At 65.5% G+C, this 18,211-nt stretch carries 17 protein-coding genes; 5 read left to right on the top strand and 12 right to left on the bottom strand.

Annotated features, from left to right (window positions below; all coding sequences use genetic code 11):
- Window positions 1-114: 114 nt before the first annotated feature.
- The 9 genes from ACWV14_RS20910 to ACWV14_RS20870 all read right to left on the bottom strand — a co-directional run bounded on the left by ACWV14_RS20910 (window position 115) and on the right by ACWV14_RS20870 (window position 9,356).
- The gene (locus ACWV14_RS20910) at window positions 115-993 is read right to left on the bottom strand and encodes a sugar phosphate isomerase/epimerase family protein (protein ID WP_454903476.1); all 879 of its coding nucleotides are present in this window, start codon (window positions 991-993) and stop codon (window positions 115-117) included.
- 9 nt (window positions 994-1,002) lie between these two features.
- Window positions 1,003-2,190: a dihydrodipicolinate synthase family protein gene (locus ACWV14_RS20905; RefSeq protein ID WP_454903475.1), complete on the bottom strand. Its 1,188-nt coding sequence runs from the start codon at window positions 2,188-2,190 to the stop codon at window positions 1,003-1,005.
- 7 nt (window positions 2,191-2,197) lie between these two features.
- Window positions 2,198-3,361, bottom strand: coding sequence for a Gfo/Idh/MocA family protein (locus tag ACWV14_RS20900; RefSeq protein WP_081266627.1), 1,164 nt, complete (start codon window positions 3,359-3,361; stop codon window positions 2,198-2,200).
- 42 nt (window positions 3,362-3,403) lie between these two features.
- A complete protein-coding gene (locus ACWV14_RS20895) occupies window positions 3,404-4,834 on the bottom strand; it encodes an enolase C-terminal domain-like protein (RefSeq protein ID WP_454903473.1) in 1,431 nt (476 codons plus the stop codon).
- A gap of 11 nt (window positions 4,835-4,845) precedes the next feature.
- Window positions 4,846-5,625 carry an ABC transporter ATP-binding protein gene (locus ACWV14_RS20890; protein ID WP_422087283.1) on the bottom strand — a complete coding sequence of 260 codons (780 nt, stop codon included), beginning with the start codon at window positions 5,623-5,625 and terminating at the stop codon, window positions 4,846-4,848.
- Window positions 5,626-5,682: 57 nt separating this feature from the next.
- The gene (locus tag ACWV14_RS20885) at window positions 5,683-6,693 is read right to left on the bottom strand and encodes an ABC transporter substrate-binding protein (RefSeq protein ID WP_454903472.1); all 1,011 of its coding nucleotides are present in this window, start codon (window positions 6,691-6,693) and stop codon (window positions 5,683-5,685) included.
- 39 nt (window positions 6,694-6,732) lie between these two features.
- Window positions 6,733-7,506, bottom strand: a complete 774-nt coding sequence (locus tag ACWV14_RS20880) for an ABC transporter permease (RefSeq protein WP_422087281.1) — start codon at window positions 7,504-7,506, stop codon at window positions 6,733-6,735.
- A gap of 22 nt (window positions 7,507-7,528) precedes the next feature.
- Window positions 7,529-8,521 carry a tripartite tricarboxylate transporter substrate binding protein gene (locus tag ACWV14_RS20875; protein WP_454903471.1) on the bottom strand — a complete coding sequence of 331 codons (993 nt, stop codon included), beginning with the start codon at window positions 8,519-8,521 and terminating at the stop codon, window positions 7,529-7,531.
- A 160-nt stretch (window positions 8,522-8,681) separates the two neighbouring features.
- Window positions 8,682-9,356, bottom strand: a complete 675-nt coding sequence (locus ACWV14_RS20870; RefSeq protein ID WP_454903469.1) for a TetR/AcrR family transcriptional regulator — start codon at window positions 9,354-9,356, stop codon at window positions 8,682-8,684.
- Between the two features lie 93 nt (window positions 9,357-9,449).
- Between ACWV14_RS20870 and ACWV14_RS20865 the strand changes: the two genes are divergently transcribed.
- On the top strand, window positions 9,450-11,180 hold the full coding sequence (locus ACWV14_RS20865; protein ID WP_454903468.1) for a thiamine pyrophosphate-binding protein: 1,731 nt from the start codon (window positions 9,450-9,452) through the stop codon (window positions 11,178-11,180).
- On the opposite strand, the gene ACWV14_RS20860 is transcribed toward ACWV14_RS20865, so the two are convergent.
- On the bottom strand, window positions 11,140-11,439 hold the full coding sequence (locus ACWV14_RS20860) for a hypothetical protein (protein ID WP_422087277.1): 300 nt from the start codon (window positions 11,437-11,439) through the stop codon (window positions 11,140-11,142). The two genes, ACWV14_RS20865 and ACWV14_RS20860, sit on opposite strands and share 41 nt — an antisense overlap.
- A 103-nt stretch (window positions 11,440-11,542) precedes the next feature.
- Here ACWV14_RS20860 and ACWV14_RS20855 point away from each other — a divergent pair, with 103 nt between their 5' ends.
- Complete coding sequence (locus ACWV14_RS20855) at window positions 11,543-12,286, top strand: AraC family transcriptional regulator (protein ID WP_454903467.1); 744 nt, start codon at window positions 11,543-11,545, stop codon at window positions 12,284-12,286.
- 88 nt (window positions 12,287-12,374) lie between these two features.
- On the opposite strand, the gene ACWV14_RS20850 is transcribed toward ACWV14_RS20855, so the two are convergent.
- Both ACWV14_RS20850 and ACWV14_RS20845 read right to left on the bottom strand, forming a co-directional pair.
- Window positions 12,375-12,827 (bottom strand): SWIB/MDM2 domain-containing protein, encoded by a 453-nt coding sequence (locus tag ACWV14_RS20850; protein WP_081266636.1) that lies wholly within the window; start codon window positions 12,825-12,827, stop codon window positions 12,375-12,377.
- A gap of 154 nt (window positions 12,828-12,981) precedes the next feature.
- A complete protein-coding gene (locus ACWV14_RS20845; protein WP_454903466.1) occupies window positions 12,982-13,905 on the bottom strand; it encodes a DMT family transporter in 924 nt (307 codons plus the stop codon).
- A 38-nt stretch (window positions 13,906-13,943) separates the two neighbouring features.
- Between ACWV14_RS20845 and ACWV14_RS20840 the strand changes: the two genes are divergently transcribed.
- From ACWV14_RS20840 to thrS, 3 genes are all read left to right on the top strand, one after another.
- Window positions 13,944-14,336, top strand: coding sequence for a gamma-glutamylcyclotransferase family protein (locus ACWV14_RS20840; protein ID WP_454903465.1), 393 nt, complete (start codon window positions 13,944-13,946; stop codon window positions 14,334-14,336).
- A gap of 227 nt (window positions 14,337-14,563) precedes the next feature.
- Window positions 14,564-15,895 (top strand): isocitrate lyase, encoded by a 1,332-nt coding sequence (gene aceA / locus ACWV14_RS20835; RefSeq protein ID WP_454903464.1) that lies wholly within the window; start codon window positions 14,564-14,566, stop codon window positions 15,893-15,895.
- Between the two features lie 311 nt (window positions 15,896-16,206).
- The gene (gene thrS / locus ACWV14_RS20830) at window positions 16,207-18,114 is read left to right on the top strand and encodes a threonine--tRNA ligase (RefSeq protein ID WP_454903463.1); all 1,908 of its coding nucleotides are present in this window, start codon (window positions 16,207-16,209) and stop codon (window positions 18,112-18,114) included.
- Window positions 18,115-18,211 lie beyond the last annotated feature (97 nt).

Below are 18,211 nucleotides of genomic sequence, written 5' to 3'. Positions count from 1 at the left end.
CGGGTGCTCCCCGCAGCGAAATAAAGGAGGAGGCCGCAGGCCGGGGGACATTCGCGGAGGGGAGTACCCGGCGGCCTGTGCACGCGCCCCGAACACGGCGAACACAGAGCAGCGCTAGACAGCCCGCTTGTGCCGCTCGATGCAGACTTCCAGAGTCTCGCTCCCAGGCCGCTGCCACCAGTCGAGACTCGAAAAGATCTCCACCTCGCTGAAGCCGGCGAACCCAGCGTCCTCGACCCACCCGCGGATCTTCTTCAGCTCGACCACGCCGTCACCCATCATCCCGCGGTCGCTCAGCAGATCGCGCGTGGGCGTGAGCCAGTCGCAGACGTGGTACGCCAGCAGACGCTCGCGGCCGGCGCGGGCAATCTGCTGCTGCAGCTTCGGGTCCCACCACACGTGATAGATGTCGAGCGCCACGCCCAGCATGCCGCTCTTTCCCGCGTCGAGTTCATCGCAAATATCGAGCGCGTGCTCCAGCGTGTTGACGCACGCGCGGTCGGCCGCCTGCATCGGGTGCAAGGGCTCGATGGCGAGCGGCATGCCGACCTCGCGGGCGTACTCCAGCGATGCGGCGATGCCGTCGCGCACCTCGCCGCGCGCACGGCCGATATCCTTGTAGGCCGCCTTGCCGTCCAGCGCGCCGGGCAGGGCACCGACCACCAATACGAGGCAGGGCGCGTCGAGCGTCTTCGCTTCGTCGATTGCGCGGCGGTTGTCGTCGAGCGCAGCCTTCAGTCCGGCCGCATCGGGCGCGGGGAAGAAGCCGCCGCGGCAGTAGCCCGAGAGGCCGATGCCGTGCGCCTTCAGTTGCTTCGCCACCTTGTCGAGCCCGACAGCCGCCACCTGGTCGCGCCAGGGGCTGATCGCGCGGATGCCGCGCTCGGCGCACTGGTCGATGATGCGGTCCAGCGGCACCTCGGCGCCCAGTTGCTTGCGCACCGTGGCGGTGTTGATCGACAGCCAGTCGTGGTCTTGCGAAAAATCACGCATGGGGTGGCTTCAACCTTCCACGCCGTGCAGCGCGAGCAATGTCTTCATGCGTCGGACAGCCAACTCGGGCTGCTCCAGCAGGTTGGCCGCATCGGCCAGCCGGAACAGTTCCGCAAAGTGCTGCAGCGAGCGCGTGCTCTGCTGGCCGCCGACCATCGTGAAGTGCTTCTGGTGGCCGTTGAGCCAGGCCATGAACACCACGCCGGTCTTGTAGAAGCGCGTGGGCGCTGCAAAGATGTGGCGCGACAGCGGCACCGTGGGGCCGAGGATGTCGTGGAACTTCTCGTTGTCGCCTTGCGCCAGTGCGCCCAACGCGGCGCTCGCTGCCGGCGCGATGGCGTCGAAGATGCCCAGCAGCGCGTCGCTCTTGCCATGCGTCGGCTCATTGCCGAAGCCGTCACCTGCAATCAGCTCGGCGTAGTTGAAGTCGTCGCCCGTGTACATGCGCACGCCCGGCGGCAGGCGCCGGCGCATCGCAATCTCCTTGTCCTTGTCGAGCAGGGAGATCTTGATGCCGTCGACCTTGTCCGGGTGCGCCGCGATGATGCCCAGCGCGGTGTCCATGGCGGCGTTGACGTCCTTCGTGCCCCAGTAGCCGGCCAGCGCCGGGTCGAACATGTCGCCCAGCCAGTGCAGCACCACCGGCTGCTTCGCCTGGCTCAGGATGCGGTCGTAAACGCGCTCGTAGTCGGCAGGGCTCCTGGCCACGCGGGCCAGCGCCCGGCTGGCCATCACGATCAGCTTGCCGCCGAGCGCCTCGATGGCGGCCATCTGCTCTTCATAGCCGCGGATCACGTCGTCGACGCTCTTCACGCTGTCGATGTCCAGGTGGTCGGTGCCGCAGCCCGAAGCCACCAGAGCGCCCGGAACGTCCTTGGCCGCATCGAGCGAGCGGCGGATCAGCTCCAGCGAGGTGGGCCAGTCCAGGCCCATGCCGCGCTGCGCGGTGTCCATGGCCTCGGCCACGCCCAGGCCCAGCGAAAACAGGTGGCGGCGGTAGGCGATGGTGGTGTCCCAGTCGACCGCGCATTGCAGCCACGGGTCGATGGCGGCCAGCGGGTCGGCCACCACGTGCGCGGCCGAGTAGGCGATGCGGTTGAACTTCACGCCCGCGTCGGGCTTGACCGGCGCGGTGCCGCGCAGCGCGTAGGGCGCGAGCGCGCCGCCCGAGGTGGGGAGAGTGAGAGAAAGCGCCATGCCTGCCTCAGACCTTCAGCGCGGGCACGTCGACCCAGCGGCGGTCTTGCCACGATTCCAGCGCGGCCTCGACCAGCTGCACGCCCTTGGCGCCTTCGGGCAGCGTCCACTTGTAGGGTGCGTTCTCGACCACGTGGCGAATGAAGTGCTCCCACTGGATCTTGAAGCCGTTGTCGTAGACCTGCGAGTCCGGAATCTCCTGCCACTGGTCGAAGAAGTTCATGGTCTGCTTCTCGTCAGGGTTCCACACCGGGCGCGGCGTGGCCACGCGCGACTGGGCGCGGCAGCTCGACAGGCCGGCCACGGCCGAGCCGTCGGTGCCGTCGACGTGGAAGGTCACGAGGTCGTCGCGGCGCACGCGCGTGACCCAGCTCATGTTGATCTGCGCGATGACGGGCTCGCCGTTGTGGCCGGTCAGCTCGCAGGTGGCGTAGGCGGCGTCGTCGGCGGTGGCTTCATAGGGCTTGCCGGCCTCGTCCCAGCGCTTGGGGATGTGGGTGGCGCCGATGCATGACACCGACTTCACTTCGCCGAACAGGTTGTCCAGCACATAGCGCCAGTGGCACATCATGTCCAGGATCATGCCGCCGCCGTCTTCCTTGCGGTAGTTCCAGCTCGGGCGCTGGATGGGCTGCAGGTCGCCTTCGAACACCCAGTAGCCGAACTCCAGGCGCACGCTGAGCATGCGGCCGAAGAAGCCGGCGCGGCGCAGCATGTCGAGCTTGCGCAGGCCGGGCAGGAAGAGCTTGTCCTGCACCGCGCCGTGCTTGAGGCCCGAGCCCTCGGCCAGACGTGCGATTTCGACGGCCTCGTTCAGGTTGGTGGCAATCGGCTTCTCGCAGTACACATGCTTGCCGGCGCGGATGGCCTTGGCCAGCAGCGTGGGGCGCATCTGCGTGGTGCCGGCGTCGAAGAAGATGGTGTCGTCCTTGTTCTCCAGCGCCTTGTCGAGGTCGGTGCCCCAGCGCGGGATGTTGTGCGCCTTGGCCAGCGCTTCCATCTTCTCGGCATTGCGGCCGATGAGGATCGGGTCGGGCATGACCTTGTCGCCGTTCGACAGCGTGACGCCGCCTTGCGCACGGATGGCGCAGATCGAGCGGATCAGATGCTGGTTCATGCCCATGCGGCCGGTGACGCCGTGCATGATGATTCCGAGACGTTGGGTGGCCATCGTTTTCTTCCTTGAGATGCGAGAGAGATTGAAGAGGGTGCTTCAGTAGACGGAACGCATGGCGTCCCACGAGATGCCGGCGCCGGGTTTGCCGGTGGCAAAGCCGGGCGCGTTGGCGAGCGAGGACAGATCGAGCTGCCCTTCGCGGATGGCGAGGCGCACTGCGCCGTCGCTGGGTTCGTACAGGCCGGGATGCAGCTTCAGCAGGGCCTGCTGCTCGGCCTCGGGCGAGGCCGCGAGGCCGTTGACGTAGTGGTGGCCGTTGCGCTCGACGTGCGAGAGCCCGAGCCACGCGACCAGCGCCAGGTCCTGCTGCACGCCGAGGCCGGCCTGCATGGTGAGGTCTTCGCCAGACAGGAAGTAGCGTGCCGTGTCGCCGGCCGCGTTCCACTGCGCGCATCGCGCGGCATTGACGATCGACTTGTAGAAGCCCTTGCAGCTCTTGCTCGACACGCCGGTGTAGCCGAGCGCTCTGGCCTGCAGGAATGCGTCGAGCGTGCTGTCGGATTCGTCGATGAGCAGCGGAATGCGCTCGCCCAGTGCCGACACGTCGCGCTGCAATGCGGCGTCGCGGCGGATCGGCTGCTCGACGAACACCGTCTTCTGCACCAGCGTGTGCAGCGCGGGCGTGGACAGCATGCGGTCGAGGAACGCGCCAAAGGCGTCCGCGTCGGCGTACTGCTCGTTGCCGTCGAGCGTCACCAACTGGGCGTGGCCGTCGATGATGCGGGCGATGCGCTCGAGGCGCGCGATGTCCTGTGCGGTGTCGCCGCAGAGCTTGAGCTTGAAATGCGTGAGGCCATAGCGGCGCACGGCGGCCGCGAGCGTGGTGGGCAGGCCGTCGGCGGCCGCGTCGGGCAGGGCGTCGCTTTCGTCGATGGCATCGGCCAGGCCCACGGTGTGGCGCGCGGCAATGCGGGTTCGCGGCGATTGCTTTGCCAGGAAGGCGGGCATGTCGAAGCCCGCGAGGTCGTCGGCCAGGCCGCTGCCCGCGATATCGATGCCTGCAAGGTTGGCGCTCATCGCCGTCGCGAAGCTCACGCCGCTGTGCAGGCACAGCGCGTCGAGCAGGGCGCGGTCGATCAGCGCGGGGCCGTAGCTGGCCACCAGCGGCTGCAGGCCCTTGGCCCTGGCGCGGCTTTGCAGTGCGGCGTAGTTGGAGGCGAAATGCGTCCACGCGGTCTGCGCGTCGGCCTCGGCGGTGTAGGCCTCGCGCGCATCGCGCAGGGCGAAGCGCAGTTGCTCGAAGTTCTGTTCGTTGGTGAGCGCGGGGTTCTTGTCGAACCACTTGGGCACCATCATCTCGGCGGCGCAACCCTCGGCCGTGCGGCCGTCCGCGAAACGGATGCGGGCCTTCACGTAGACCTGCGGGCAGGCCGTGACCGTGGCCGCACCGAAGCGGAACGGCAGTCTCAGCACCACGCTGCGCTCGGTGAAGCGAATCTCCTCGACATGAAAACGGATCGCGTCCATGGCTGTCGCCTTCAGTGGTCCAGGATGCCCTGCGAGAAGAAATGCGCGCGCACCAGCTTCGTGTAGGCGCCGAACTCGGGCGAGGCCATCATGTCGAGCGTGCGGGCGCGCGGCAGGTCGATGTCGTACACGGCGGCAATGGAGCCGGGCCGCTCGCTCATCACGATCACGCGATCCGACAGGAAGATGGCCTCGGGAATGCTGTGGGTGATGAGCATCACCGTCTTCTTCGACGCCATCCAGATGCGCTGCAGCTCCAGGTTCATCTTCTCGCGCGTCATGGCGTCCAGCGCGCCGAAGGGCTCGTCCATCAGCAGCACCGACGGGTCGTGCAGCAGGGCGCGGCAGATCGATGCGCGCTGCTGCATGCCGCCCGACAGCTGCCACGGGTACTTGCCTTCGAAGCCCTTCAGGCCGGCCATCTCCATCAACTCGCGGGCGCGAGCCCTGGCGGCGTCCATGGGCAGATGGCGCATCTCGGCCTGCAGCAGGATGTTGTCTTCCACGCTGCGCCAGGGCAGCAGCACCGCGCTCTGGAACACGATGCCCACGTCCTTCTGCGGCCCCTTGATCGGCTTGCCGGCCAGCGTGAGGCTGCCGCCGCTGATGGGCAGCAGGCCCGCCACCATCTTCAGCAAGGTGCTCTTGCCGCAGCCCGAGGGGCCGACGACGGAGACGAACTCGCCTTCCTCGATGGCGAAGTCGAGCGGCTTGAGCGACTCGACCGGGCCATCCTTGCTTTGGTAGATCTTCGAGACGCCGCGCGCTTCGATCAGGTTGACTTGGGACATGGAGTGCGTGAGAGATGGCGGCAGCGGAAAGCGCGCGGGTTCAGGGGCAAGGGCGGGTCAGGGGAGAAAGTCGAGCGTCACGTAGTCTTCAGGCTTGCCGCGCGTCGATGGGTCCATGCCGCCGTACTGCACCAGCAGGTCGAGCGAGTCGCTGACGTTCTTCATGGTCACGCGATACGGACGCTGGTTGGCGGTTTCCTTCGTGTGATAGAGCGCCACGCTCTGCTTCATGCCCACGATGAGCGTGTCGCGCACGCCGGCCTTGGCGTTGGCCTTGAGCATCGCGTCGACGGCCGCCTCGGGGCTCTTTTCGGCGGCTTCGGCGGCCTTGGTGGAAGCGCGCATGAAGCGCTTCACCAGGTCGGGGTTCTCTGTCAGCAGGTTCTTGTTGGTGATGATCCCGGAGCTGATCTGGTTCACGCCCGAGTCGGCGAAGCGGATCGGCGTCACCGGCTTGCCGGTGGCGTCCTGCAGCTTGATGGCCTGGTCCATCACGTAGCCCAGCAGCAGGTCGGCCTGGCCGTTGGTCACGGCATTGAGCTTGGTCTGGCCGTCGCCCGAGACGATCTTCACCTGGTCGGGCTTGATGTCGTTGACCTTCAGGAACAGCGGCCACATCTGCGACATCGAGTCGCCCGGCGTCACGGCCACGGTCTTGCCGATGATGTCCTTCGGCGTCTTGATGTTCTTCTCGGTGAAGCCCATGACCGACATCGGGCTCACCTGGAACAGCACGCCGGTCGACTTCAGCGGCGCGCCCTTGGCGGCGGCCTTGATCATGGTGGTGACGTCGATGTAGCCGAAGGTGGCCGACTTGGCGGCCACCGCCTGCGCGGTGACGGCGGAGCCGCGGCCCTCCTGGATGTCGAGGTCGATGCCCTCGTCGGCGTAGAAGCCCTTTTCCTTGCCGAGGAAGAAGGGCGCGTGCTCGCTGTACAGGTACCAGTTGAGCATCAGCGTGACCTTGTCCTTGGGCTTGTCGCCCTGGGCATGGGCCGGCGAAATGGCGAAGGAGGCGAAGGTGGCGAGCGCTGCCGCGGCGAGCAGCGAGGGAAGCAGTTTCTTCATGGTGTTGTCTCCAGGAGTTGTCGGTTTTTGCGAAGGAACTCAATGCGTGTGGCGCTGCGAGGCATGCCACGGAATCATCACGCGCTCGACCAGGTCGACCGCGACGAAAAGAATCACGCCGATGCTCGACAGAACCACCAGCGCGGCAAACATCAGCGGCAGGTCGAAGTTGCCGTTGGCCACCTGCAGCACATAGCCGATGCCCGAGTTGGAGCCGACGAATTCACCGACCACCGCGCCCACCACGGCCAGCGTGACCGACACCTTCAGGCCACTGAAGATCTGGGGCAGGGCCTGCGGCAGGCTGATCTTGAAGAAGGTCTGCAGGCGGCTCGCGCCCATCGAGCGAGAGAGATCGAGCATGTCGGGCTCCACCGACTTGAAGCCCATCACCGTGGACACCACCACCGGGAAGAAGCCCAGCAGGAAGGCGCTGATCACCTTGGGGAAGATGCCGAAGCCGAACCACACCACGAACAGCGGTGCAATTGCCACCTTGGGAATGCTCTGCGAGAACACCAACAGCGGGTAAACATACGACTCGACCACACGCGAGTAGGCGATGACCATCGCGATCGGAATGCCGATCAGGATCGTCAGGCCGAAGCCGCCGAGCGTGGCGAGCGTGGTCTTCCAGCTTTCGGCGAGCAGGTGCGGCCATTCGGCGACGAGCTGCTTCACCACCTCCCACGGCGGCGGAATCAGGTAGGCCGGAATCCTGAAGAGGCGGATTGCCAGGTCCCACAGCACCAGCAGCATCAGGATCAGCAGGAAAGGGCGCAGGGCAGGGGAGAGCAGGAGCTTGCGGAGCATGGGCGGGCCGGGGCTTTCTGGCTTACTGCTGGACCGACAGGCCGGCGGCCTTCACGAGTTCGGCGTTGCTGGCGATCTCTTCCTTGATGTAGGCGTCGAACTGCGCGGGCTTGAGCGTCCACGGATCGGCGCCGAGCTTGGCGAAGCGCTCCTTCACCTCGGGCGTGGCCAGCGCCTTGGTCACCTCGGCGTGCAGCCGCTCGACGATGTCGCGCGGCGTCTTGGCGGGCGCCATCATTCCGATCCAGAAGTTGAACTCGGAGCCGGGCACGCCGGCTTCGGTGGTGGTGGGCACGTCGGGCAAGGCGGCGGCACGCTTGGGCGAACCGACGGCCAGCGCCAGCAACTGGCCTTCCTTGATCTGGCCGATGACCGGCGCGATGGGCGAGAAGTAGTAGTCGACGCGGCCCGAGAGCACCTCGGTGACGGCTTCGCCCGATCCCTTGAACGGGATGTTGGTCGCGTCGATCTTCGCGGCCAGCTTGAATTTCTCGGCGTTCAGGTGCGTGGCGCTGCCCTGTCCGGCCGAGGCGAAGTTCATGCTGCCCGGCTTGGCGCGCGCGGCGGCCAGCAGTTGCGGCAGGGTCTTGATGTTCTTCGACGGCGAGATCACCAGCGCGTTGGGCAGCGACGAGATCGGCGTGATGCCGGCGAAGTCGTGCACCGTGTCGAAGGGCAGCTTGGCGAAGGTCGAGGGGCTGACCGTGTGCGACGACGAGTGAATCATCAGCGTGTAGCCGTCGGGCGCGGCCGTGGCCACTGCCTGCTGGCCGATGGTGCCGCTGGCGCCCGCGCGGTTGTCGATGACCAGCACCTGGCCCATGCTGGCGCCCATCTTGTCGGTGATGGCGCGCGCAATGATGTCGGTGGTGCTGCCGGCAGCGAAGGGCACGATCACGCGGATCGGCTTGGCCGGGTAGCCGTTCTGCGCCGATGCCATGCCCGGCAGAAGGGCGGCGATGCAGGTCAGCGAGGCAAGGACGGTGGTGCGTGCAGTGCTGGCAAAGAACTTCATGGACGTGTCTCCGCGCGGTCGGGCCGCTTCTTGTATCGATCAATTCACCAATGAGTGAATTAAAGATTGTAGAAACGGCTGCGCCGCAGCGTCAACGGCCGCTGCCTAGTGAATACCCGGAGAGTTGGAGGGCGCGCCGCAGCCGTGCGCGCCCGGTGCGTCAGTGCAGTACGTAGCCCAGCACGAGGTCGGTCATGTGCGAAAGGCGTTGCGCCATCGCCTTGGGGGCTCGCAGGTCACGGCCGAAGATGGCCGACAGCGTGTGGTTGTTCGACAGGTAGAAGTAGCACAGCGACGCGATAGAGATGTAGAGCTGCACCGGGTCCACGCCCGCGCGGAACAGGTTGTCGCGGCGGCCGCGCTCGAGCACGGTGTCGAGCAGCTGCACCAGCGGCGAGTTCATTTCCTGGATGCGTTCGGAACGCTTCAGGTGCGCCGCGCAGTGCAGGTTCTCGCTGTTGAGCAGCGTGATGAATTCGGGGTGCTCGAGATAGTAGTGCCAGGTGAACGACACCAGCTGGCGGATGGCCTCCACGGGGTCGATCTCGTCGAGGTGCAGGCGCTGCTCGGCCTCGCGGATGTCGGCGTACACGCGCTCCAGCACCGCGAGGAACAGGTCGTCCTTGCTGCCGAAGTAGTAGTAGATGAGGCGCTTGTTGAGCCCGGCGCGCTCGGCGATGCTGTCCATGCGTGCGCCGGCCAGCCCGCGCGCGGAGAACTCGTCGCGCGCCGACGCGAGGATGGCGAGCTGCGAGCGATCGGCATCGCGCGAGCGTGGCTCGATCGTTTCGGTCGCGTCGTGGGCGTCGGGCGTGGAGTCCTTGGGGGGCTTCATGTCGCGAATTTAACCAATTGGGGAATTAACGCAAGGCGTCTGGGGCAGGCGCTCATAATTGCCGGAGACATTCGTAGCGAGGTTCTTCTTCACATGAGTACATCACAACCCGCAGGCCACCTGATCGTCGAGTGCCTGGTCGAGCAAGGGATGAATATCGCGTTCGGCGTGCCGGGCGAGAGCTTCCTGGCGGTGCTCGACGGCTTTCATGCCTACCGCGACCGCGCGCGCTTCATCGTCAACCGGCAGGAGGGCGGCGCGGCCTTCATGGCCGAGGCTCACGGCAAGCTCACGGGCCGCCCAGGCGTGTGCTTCGTGACCCGCGGCCCGGGTGCGACCAATGCGTCGATCGGCGTGCACAACGCCTTCCAGGATTCGACGCCGATGGTGCTGTTCGTGGGAGACGTCGGCAGCGACTTCCGCGATCGCGAGGCCTTCCAGGAGGTCGACTACGGCAGCTTCTTCGGGCCGAGCACCAAGGGCTTCGCCAAGCGGGTGGAGCGCATCGACGACGCCAACCGCATTCCAGAGTACGTGGCGCGCGCCTTCGCCACCGCCATGAACGGGCGGCCGGGGCCGGTGGTGCTGGTGCTGCCCGAAGACATGCTGCGCAGCGAGACCAGTGCGCGGCCGCTGGCGCGCGTGGACGCGGTCGAGCCGTGGAGCGACCCCGGCGCCCTGCGCACGCTGCGCGAACTGCTGCTGAAGTCGCAGCGTCCGCTGGTCATTGCCGGCGGTGGCGGCTGGACGACGCAGGCCGCACAGGCGTTGCAGCGCTTTGCCGAGAACTGGCGGCTGCCGGTGACGAATGCCTTCCGCTTCCAGGACACTTTCGACAACCACCATCCGCTGTATGCGGGCGACGTCGGCATCGCCATCAACCCGAAGCTCGCGCAGCGCGTGAAAGATGCCGACCTGATCCTGGCCATCGGCCCGCGCCTGGGCGAAATGACGACCGGCGGCTACACGCTGCTCGAGGCGCCCAAGGCGAAGCAGACGCTGGTGCACATCCATGCGAGCGCGGAAGAACTCAACCGCGTCTACCAGGCCGACCTGGCCATCAACGCCGGCATGAGTGCCGCCGCTCGCAGCCTCGAGGTGCTGAGCGCGCCGCCGACGCTGCCCTGGGAAGAATGGACGCTGCAGGCCCATGCGGACTACGAGGCCAACCTCGTGCCTCAGGCGCTGGCCGGCATGCCCGCCGAGACACCGCGCGGGCCGGTCGACATGGCGGCAGTCGTCGCACTGCTGCAAAAGCACCTGCCGGAGGACGCCGCCATCACCAACGGCGCGGGCAACTTCGCGAGCTGGGTGCACCGCTACTTCCGCTATCAGGGGCTCGCCAAGGGCGCCAAGACGCAGCTGGCGCCCACCAGCGGTGCGATGGGCTACGGGGTGCCGGCCGGCATCGCGGCCAACCTGGCGACGGGGCGGGTGGCATTCACCATCGCGGGCGATGGCGATTTCCTGATGACGGGGCAGGAATTGGCAACGGCTTCGCAGCACGGCGGCAAGAGCATCATCGTGCTGCTGAACAACGGCATGTTCGGCACCATCCGCATGCACCAGGAGCGCGAATACCCGGAGCGCACTAGCGGCACGGCGCTGCGCAATCCCGACTTCTGCGGGCTTGCGCGTGCCTACGGCTATGCGGCCGAGCGCGTGACGGAGACTGCGCAGTTCGAGGCCGCGCTGCTGCGCGCGCTGGCAGCCGACACGGGCACGCTGATCGAGATTCCGCTCGACCCCGAGGTGATCACCACGCGCGGCACGCTGGCGTCGATCACGCGCGCGGCGAAGCAGCAGCAACAGGCGCGGGGCTGAGCGCCGCGCGATGACGTGCCACCTCGGCGCGCAAGGCGGGCGACCGCAGCTCGAACACGTCGAACAGGCCCAGCGCGTCGAGCGTGGGGATCAGGGCAACCAGGTCTTGCTCGGCGGCTTGCCTGTCGGCAGCCGGCGTGCTCGCGTCTTCGAGGATGCGCACGTTGGCGAGGAAGGCGCCGACCGATCCCTTGCGCAGGGTGTGGCCGTCGATGACGGCGAAGTCCTGGCCGTCGGGCAATACGTCTTGGGCTCTCATCTTTGTTCCTTTGAAGGGGTAGTGCAGATGAGGTCGATGCTAGGCAGCAGCAGGTCTTCGGGCTTGCGGCGCGGGGCCAATCGATACCGCCGGCGGGCCACCCATGGCTGCTGATGCCCCTGTGAAGCTCTGGATCAGCGCCTACGAGGCGCCGCGCGTCACGGGCTACCACGCCCACGAGGACGGCCAATTGTTCGCCTTGCGCGAGGGTTTGCAGGTCATCGAGACGCCGTCGGGCCGCTGGGTGCAGCCGCCGGGGTGGATCGGCTGGATCGCGCCGCGGTGCGCTCACGCGGCGCAGAGCTTCGGTCCGACGGCGGGCTGGAGCCTGCACGTCGATGCTCGGGTGGCCGCATTCCTGCCTGATGGGCCTCATGTTTTTGCCGCGACGCCGCTGGTGCAAGGGCTGGTCGACCGGCTGACCTCGCTCGATGCTTCTGCCGGTTCGCTCGATGCGCGCCGCGCGCGGTTGGTCGGCGTGCTGGTCGACGAACTCGCTGCGGGCGAACTGCCTTCACTGCACCTGCCAATGCCGCAGGACAAGCGCCTTGCCACGATGGCCGCCGCGCTGGCCGACGACCCGTCGCTGCCCGACAGCATCGACGATTGGGCCGATCGCATCGGCATGGCCCGCCGCACGCTCACGCGCCGCTTCGTCCTCGAGACAGGACTGAGCTTTGCGCAGTGGCGGCAGCAGGCGCGGCTGCTCAAGGCGGTGGAGCTTCTGAGCTTGAAGGAGCCGGTGACGGCGGTGGCATTGACGGTGGGCTACAGCTCGATCAGCGCCTTCATAGAAGCCTTCCGCAAGCACTTCGGGCGAACGCCGTCGCGTTTCTTCGGGGCGTGAAAGGCGCCTGAAAGGCCTCGCATGCGGGCGAAAAAAAAGCCGGCTGGAAGCCGGCTTCTTGATTCAGGAGCGCGAGGCCCCTGGGCGCTTACTTGACGTGCTTGCCGATCAGCGCGGCCAGTTCGAACATCGACACTTGGGCCTTGCCGAAGATTTCCTTCAGCTTGGCGTCTGCGTTGATGTTGCGCTTGTTGGCCTTGTCTTGAAGGTTGTTCTTCTTGATGTAGTCCCACAGCTTGCTCACGACAGCGGTACGCGGCAGCGGCGTGGAACCGACCACAGCGGCCAGTGCCGGGCTGGGGGTCAGTGCCTTCATGAACGCTGCGTTGGGCGTGCGCTTCTTGGCGGGAGCAGCCTTCTTTGCGGGAGCGGCCTTCTTTGCAGGAGCAGCCTTCTTCGCCGGTGCGGCCTTCTTGGCGGGAGCAGCGGCCTTCTTTGCCGGTGCAGCAGCCTTCTTCGCCGGAGCGGCGGCCTTCTTTGCAGGAGCCGCAGCCTTCTTTGCCGGAGCTTTCTTGGCCGGAGCCTTCTTTGCAGTTGCCATGGTTGATTTCCTTTTTTGGTTGAACACTCACCAATGAAAAACTTGCGTCTCCAGTGGCAATGCGGATGCTAAATGAGAAGAAACGCGTTTCCAAGGGAAAAAGCGCTTTTTTCATTGGGAGTTGTTGTTTTTTCAGAGGGGAGAAGCCCCGTTTTCACCTCCGGCGCCCAGGCCACGTCGCCAGCACCACGCCCACGAGTGCGATCACGAACGCGAGCAGCTGCGTCGAAGAGAGGCTTTCGCCCAGCACGAGCACGCCCACGAGCGCCGCGCTGACCGGCAGCAGCACGGCGAAAACACCCGCTTGTGCGGCTGGTACGTTGCGAAGTCCGGTCATCCAGAGCCACACGGTCCAGATGCTCGCCGCGAGCGCATAGGCCACGAGCAGCGCCCAAGTGCCGAAGCGCACGGCGGTGAAGTCGAACTGCAGCGCGAACCAGATGCCGAAGGGCATCGACAGCGCGAAGCCCCAGAGGTTGATGAGCGATGCGATGCGCTTGGGGCCGAGGCTTCCGGTGAGCGACTTGCCGATCACCGCATAGGCCGTCTCGCAGAGCACCGCGCAGAACACAAGCAGGTTGCCTAGCCAGGGCATTGACGCCGGCGAGGACGAGGGCGTCGCCGATGCATGCGCGGGCGCGAGCGCCAGCAGGCCGATGCCGAGCGCTGCGCACGCAATGGCCAGGCCGATGCGCACCGTGATCCGTTCGCGCAGGAAGAGCCAGCTCGCGACGGCCACGCACGCGGGGATCGACGCCATGATCACGCCGGCCGACACAGCGCTGGTCAGGCTCACGCCGAACAGCATGCAGATCGAGAACAGGAAGTTGCCGAGGAACGATTCGAGGAACACGAGCCAGCGTGTGTGCGCTGTCATCGGCGGCTCATCGGGCGTGCGCTTGAGCCAATGCGGCATTGCCAGGGCGGCGATGCCGAAGCGCAGCCATGCGAGCAACAGCACCGGGAAGGCGGCAACGAGGGGCTTGGAGAGAGCAACGTAGCCGCCGACGAGCGACATGCTCAAGGCCAGGCAGCCGTAGGCCACGAGGCGGCCTGGTGTGGGGGCGGCGGAGTTCAATAGACTGAAGTTTTTGTAGTTGCTGGGAAGGCGGTTCGATGATGCCCCACGTTTTTGTTTACGGCACGCTGCGCTGCGGCGGACGCAACGACATCGCGCGCTACCGGCCCGCGCCTGTGCTGGTGGGCGAGGCGGCCATCGGCGGCACGCTGTACGACCTGGGGGCGTATCCGGGCGTCGTGCTGGGCGGGGCAGGATGCGTGAAGGGCGAGGTGTATGTGATCGAGCCCGCGGTAGAGGCGGCGCTCGATCTGCTCGAGGAGGTGGCCGACGACGATTCGGGCGAGTACATCAGGCGGCGAGTGCGCGTGGAGGTCGGCGGGCAGTGGATCGATTGCCTGGTGTACGAGATCCATCCGTCGCGCATCGTGGGCCGGCGTGTGATCGAAAGCGGGGATTGGATCGCGCATGCGGTGCGCATCGGTGCTTGATTTTCACCAACGAAAGATCGATTGCGCATTGCGAAATTTGCTGCTGCTGCGGCGCAATATTTTTTCTCAATATGAGAAAAATAATTTTGCATTGAGAAATATATCCGTAAGTTATTGATTTTGTTGAGTGAAAAATATGTCTTCTATAAGACATAAGAGTCTTTGGCCGGATTAAAGTAACTCCACGGCCGCAGCGCCCAACCTTCAACCAACCTCACGGAGTGACCATGCCCCAGACCCTCACAGAACAACTCAGCCGCGAACAGCAAATCGCCGCCCTCGAAAAAGAGTGGGCCACCGATCCCCGCTGGAAGGGCGTCAAGCGCGGCTACAGCGCGGCCGACGTGGTGCGCCTGCGCGGCTCGTTTCCCATCGAGCACACGCTGGCCAAGCGCGGCGCGGAGAAGCTCTGGGACAAGATCAACGGCGGCGCCAAGAAGGGCTACGTGAACGCGTTCGGCGCCATCTCGGCGGGCCAGGCAATGCAGCAGGCCAAGGCCGGCCTGGAAGCCGTGTACCTGTCGGGCTGGCAAGTCGCTGCCGACGGCAACACGTCGGAAACGATGTATCCCGACCAGTCGCTCTATGCCTACGACTCGGTGCCGACGATGGTCCGTCGCATAAACAACACCTTCCGCCGCGCCGATGAAATCCAGTGGGGCCGCGGCATCAACCCGGGCGACAAGGAGTTCATCGACTACTTCCTGCCGATCGTGGCCGATGCTGAAGCCGGCTTCGGCGGCGTGCTGAACGCCTTCGAGCTGATGAAGAACATGATCGCCTCCGGCGCTGCCGGCGTGCACTTCGAAGACCAGTTGGCCGCAGTGAAGAAGTGCGGCCACATGGGCGGCAAAGTGCTCGTGCCGACGCAAGAAGCCTGCGAGAAGCTGATCTCGGCCCGCTTCGCCGCCGACGTGATGGGCGTGCCCACCATCGTGCTGGCCCGCACCGACGCCGAAGCCGCGAACCTGATCACCTCCGACCACGGCGCCAACGACAAGCCCTTCCTGACGGGCGAACGCACGCAGGAAGGCTTCTACCGCGTCAAGAACGGCCTGGAGCAAGCCATCAGCCGCGGCGTGGCTTACGCGCCCTATGCCGACCTGGTGTGGTGCGAAACCGGCGTGCCGGACATCGGCTTCGCCCGTGAGTTCGCGCAGGCCGTGCACGCCGCATGCCCGGGCAAGCTGCTGTCGTACAACTGCTCGCCTTCGTTCAACTGGAAGAAGAACCTCGACGACAAGCAGATCGCCTCGTTCCAGGAAGACCTGTCGGCGCTGGGCTACAAGTACCAGTTCATCACGCTGGCCGGCATCCACGTCAACTGGTTCAACACCTTCCAGTTCGCCCACGCCTATGCCCGCGGCGAAGGCATGAAGCACTACGTCAACATGGTGCAGGAACCCGAATTCGCGGCACGCGACAAGGGCTACACCTTCGTGTCGCACCAGCAGGAAGTGGGCGCGGGTTACTTCGACGACGTGACCACCGTGATCCAGGGCGGTTCGTCCAGCGTGAAGGCGCTGTCGGGCTCGACCGAAGAAGAACAGTTCCACTGATCCGCGAGGTACTCGCTGTCACTTTCAGCCCGGCCGAGCGCCGGGCTTTTTTGCGCCAGTGCCGTGCCTTGGGAATGTCGCGCCCGCATCCCGAGCGGGCAGCGGCTAGAATCGCGGACTCTGCACTCAACAAGAGCGAGAAAGGCACCTTGGTTATGACACCGCGAACTACTCCGCAAGGATTCAGCGGCTTTTTCTTCACTGAAGGAAAAGGCCGGTAGCCCCGCGCACGCTGGTTTCTGCCAGCTCTACAACCAAGCAAAGCGCGGTCTTCCACCGCGCTTTTTTGTTTTTCTCCCCGAGGTTTTCACATGATCCAGATCACGCTCCCCGACAACTCGCGCCGCGAGTTCCCCGGCCCGGTTTCGGTGGCACAGGTTGCCCAGTCCATCGGCCCCGGCCTGGCCAAGATGACGGTGGCCGGCAAGCTCGACGGCAAGCTCGTCGATGCCAGCGACGTCATCGACCATGACGCCAAGCTGCAGATCATCACGCCCAAGGACGACGAGGGCCTGGAAATCATCCGCCACTCGACGGCCCACCTGGTCGGCCACGCGGTGAAGCAGCTCTATCCGACGGCCAAGATGGTGATCGGCCCAGTGATCGACGAAGGCTTCTACTACGACATTTCGTTCGACCGTCCGTTCACGCCGGAAGACATGGCCGCCATTGAGGCGCGCATGCGCGAGCTGATCGCGCAGGACTACGACGTGATCAAGAAGATGACGCCGCGCGCGGAAGTCATCGAAGTCTTCAAGTCGCGTGGAGAGGACTACAAGCTGCGCCTCGTCGAGGACATGCCCGACGAGCAGGCCATGGGCCTCTACTACCACCAGGAATACGTCGACATGTGCCGTGGCCCGCACGTGCCGAACACGCGCTTCCTGAAGGTCTTCAAGCTCACGAAGCTGGCCGGTGCCTACTGGCGCGGCGACGCCAAGAACGAGCAGCTCCAGCGCATCTACGGCACGGCCTGGGCCGACAAGAAGCAGCTCGACCAGTACATTCAGCGCATCGAGGAAGCCGAGAAGCGCGACCACCGCCGGCTGGGCAAGGAACTCGACCTGTTCCACATCGACGAAGTGGCTCCGGGCGTGGTGTTCTGGCATCCGAAGGGCTGGGCGATCTGGCAGCAGGTGGAGCAGTACATGCGCGGCATCTACCGCGACACGGGCTACTGGGAAGTGAAGGGCCCGCAGATCCTCGACAAGAGCCTGTGGGAAAAAACGGGCCACTGGCAGAACTACCGCGACAACATGTTTACGACGGAGTCGGAGAAGCGCGAGTACGCGCTGAAGCCGATGAACTGCCCGGGCCATGTGCTGATCTTCAAGAGCGACCTGCGCAGCTACCGCGACCTGCCGCTGCGCTACGGCGAATTCGGCCAGTGCCATCGCAACGAGCCCAGCGGCGCGCTGCACGGCATCATGCGCGTGCGGGGCTTCACGCAGGACGACGGGCACATCTTCTGCACGGAGGACCAGATCCTCGACGAGTGCATCGCGTACACGGCGCAACTGCAGAAGGTCTACGCCGACTTCGGCTTCACGGACATCCTCTACAAGGTCGCCACGCGGCCTGAGAACCGCGTGGGCTCCGACGAGCTGTGGGACAAGGCGGAGCATGCGGTGATGGAGTCGCTGCGCCGCTCGGGCGTCGACTTCGTCATTGCGCCCGGCGACGGCGCCTTCTACGGCCCGAAGATCGAGTACACGCTGCGCGACGCCATCGGCCGCCAGTGGCAGTGCGGCACGATGCAGGTCGACTTCAACACGGCTGAGCGACTGGGCGGCGAATACGTGACGGAATCGAGCGGTCGTGCGCACCCTGTGATGCTGCACCGCGCGATCGTCGGTAGCCTCGAGCGCTTCATCGGCATGCTGATCGAACACCACTCGGGCGCGATGCCCGCCTGGCTCGCTCCGGTGCAGGTGGCGGTGCTCAATATCAGCGAAGGACAGGCCGATTACGCTGCGCAAGTTGCGAAAGCGCTGCAAAATCAAGGGCTTAGGGTTCAGCTAGATCTGCACAACGAAAAGATTACGTATAAAATACGGAAGCATTCGTTGCAAAAGCTCCCTTACATCGTTGTCGTGGGCGACAAGGAAAAGGAAGCAGGTGCCGTCGCAGTGCGCGCCCGGGGAAATCAAGACCTCGGTGCAATGTCCCTCGAATCGTTTGCACAACGGCTCGTCCAGGATGTTGCTGACAAGCGTTGATTTGTCTCTGAAACACCTTATATGTTTCCCTGCCAGATCGTGCCGCTTGTCCGCGAGGACTGACCGGCGTTCGCTACAGATTTTGTAGCAAATTTTG

Source organism: Variovorax durovernensis, assembly GCF_977011995.1.
This window is presented reverse-complemented; position numbering and strand designations above follow the sequence as displayed.

Coding starts and splice junctions, on each gene's coding strand:
- ACWV14_RS20910 (WP_454903476.1), bottom strand. CDS start 993: ATGCGTGATTTTTCGCAAGACCACGACTGGCTGTCGATCAACACCGCC.
- ACWV14_RS20905 (WP_454903475.1), bottom strand. CDS start 2,190: ATGGCGCTTTCTCTCACTCTCCCCACCTCGGGCGGCGCGCTCGCGCCC.
- ACWV14_RS20900 (WP_081266627.1), bottom strand. CDS start 3,361: ATGGCCACCCAACGTCTCGGAATCATCATGCACGGCGTCACCGGCCGC.
- ACWV14_RS20895 (WP_454903473.1), bottom strand. CDS start 4,834: ATGGACGCGATCCGTTTTCATGTCGAGGAGATTCGCTTCACCGAGCGC.
- ACWV14_RS20890 (WP_422087283.1), bottom strand. CDS start 5,625: ATGTCCCAAGTCAACCTGATCGAAGCGCGCGGCGTCTCGAAGATCTAC.
- ACWV14_RS20885 (WP_454903472.1), bottom strand. CDS start 6,693: ATGAAGAAACTGCTTCCCTCGCTGCTCGCCGCGGCAGCGCTCGCCACC.
- ACWV14_RS20880 (WP_422087281.1), bottom strand. CDS start 7,506: ATGCTCCGCAAGCTCCTGCTCTCCCCTGCCCTGCGCCCTTTCCTGCTG.
- ACWV14_RS20875 (WP_454903471.1), bottom strand. CDS start 8,521: ATGAAGTTCTTTGCCAGCACTGCACGCACCACCGTCCTTGCCTCGCTG.
- ACWV14_RS20870 (WP_454903469.1), bottom strand. CDS start 9,356: ATGAAGCCCCCCAAGGACTCCACGCCCGACGCCCACGACGCGACCGAA.
- ACWV14_RS20865 (WP_454903468.1), top strand. CDS start 9,450: ATGAGTACATCACAACCCGCAGGCCACCTGATCGTCGAGTGCCTGGTC.
- ACWV14_RS20860 (WP_422087277.1), bottom strand. CDS start 11,439: ATGAGAGCCCAAGACGTATTGCCCGACGGCCAGGACTTCGCCGTCATC.
- ACWV14_RS20855 (WP_454903467.1), top strand. CDS start 11,543: ATGGCTGCTGATGCCCCTGTGAAGCTCTGGATCAGCGCCTACGAGGCG.
- ACWV14_RS20850 (WP_081266636.1), bottom strand. CDS start 12,827: ATGGCAACTGCAAAGAAGGCTCCGGCCAAGAAAGCTCCGGCAAAGAAG.
- ACWV14_RS20840 (WP_454903465.1), top strand. CDS start 13,944: ATGATGCCCCACGTTTTTGTTTACGGCACGCTGCGCTGCGGCGGACGC.
- aceA (WP_454903464.1), top strand. CDS start 14,564: ATGCCCCAGACCCTCACAGAACAACTCAGCCGCGAACAGCAAATCGCC.
- thrS (WP_454903463.1), top strand. CDS start 16,207: ATGATCCAGATCACGCTCCCCGACAACTCGCGCCGCGAGTTCCCCGGC.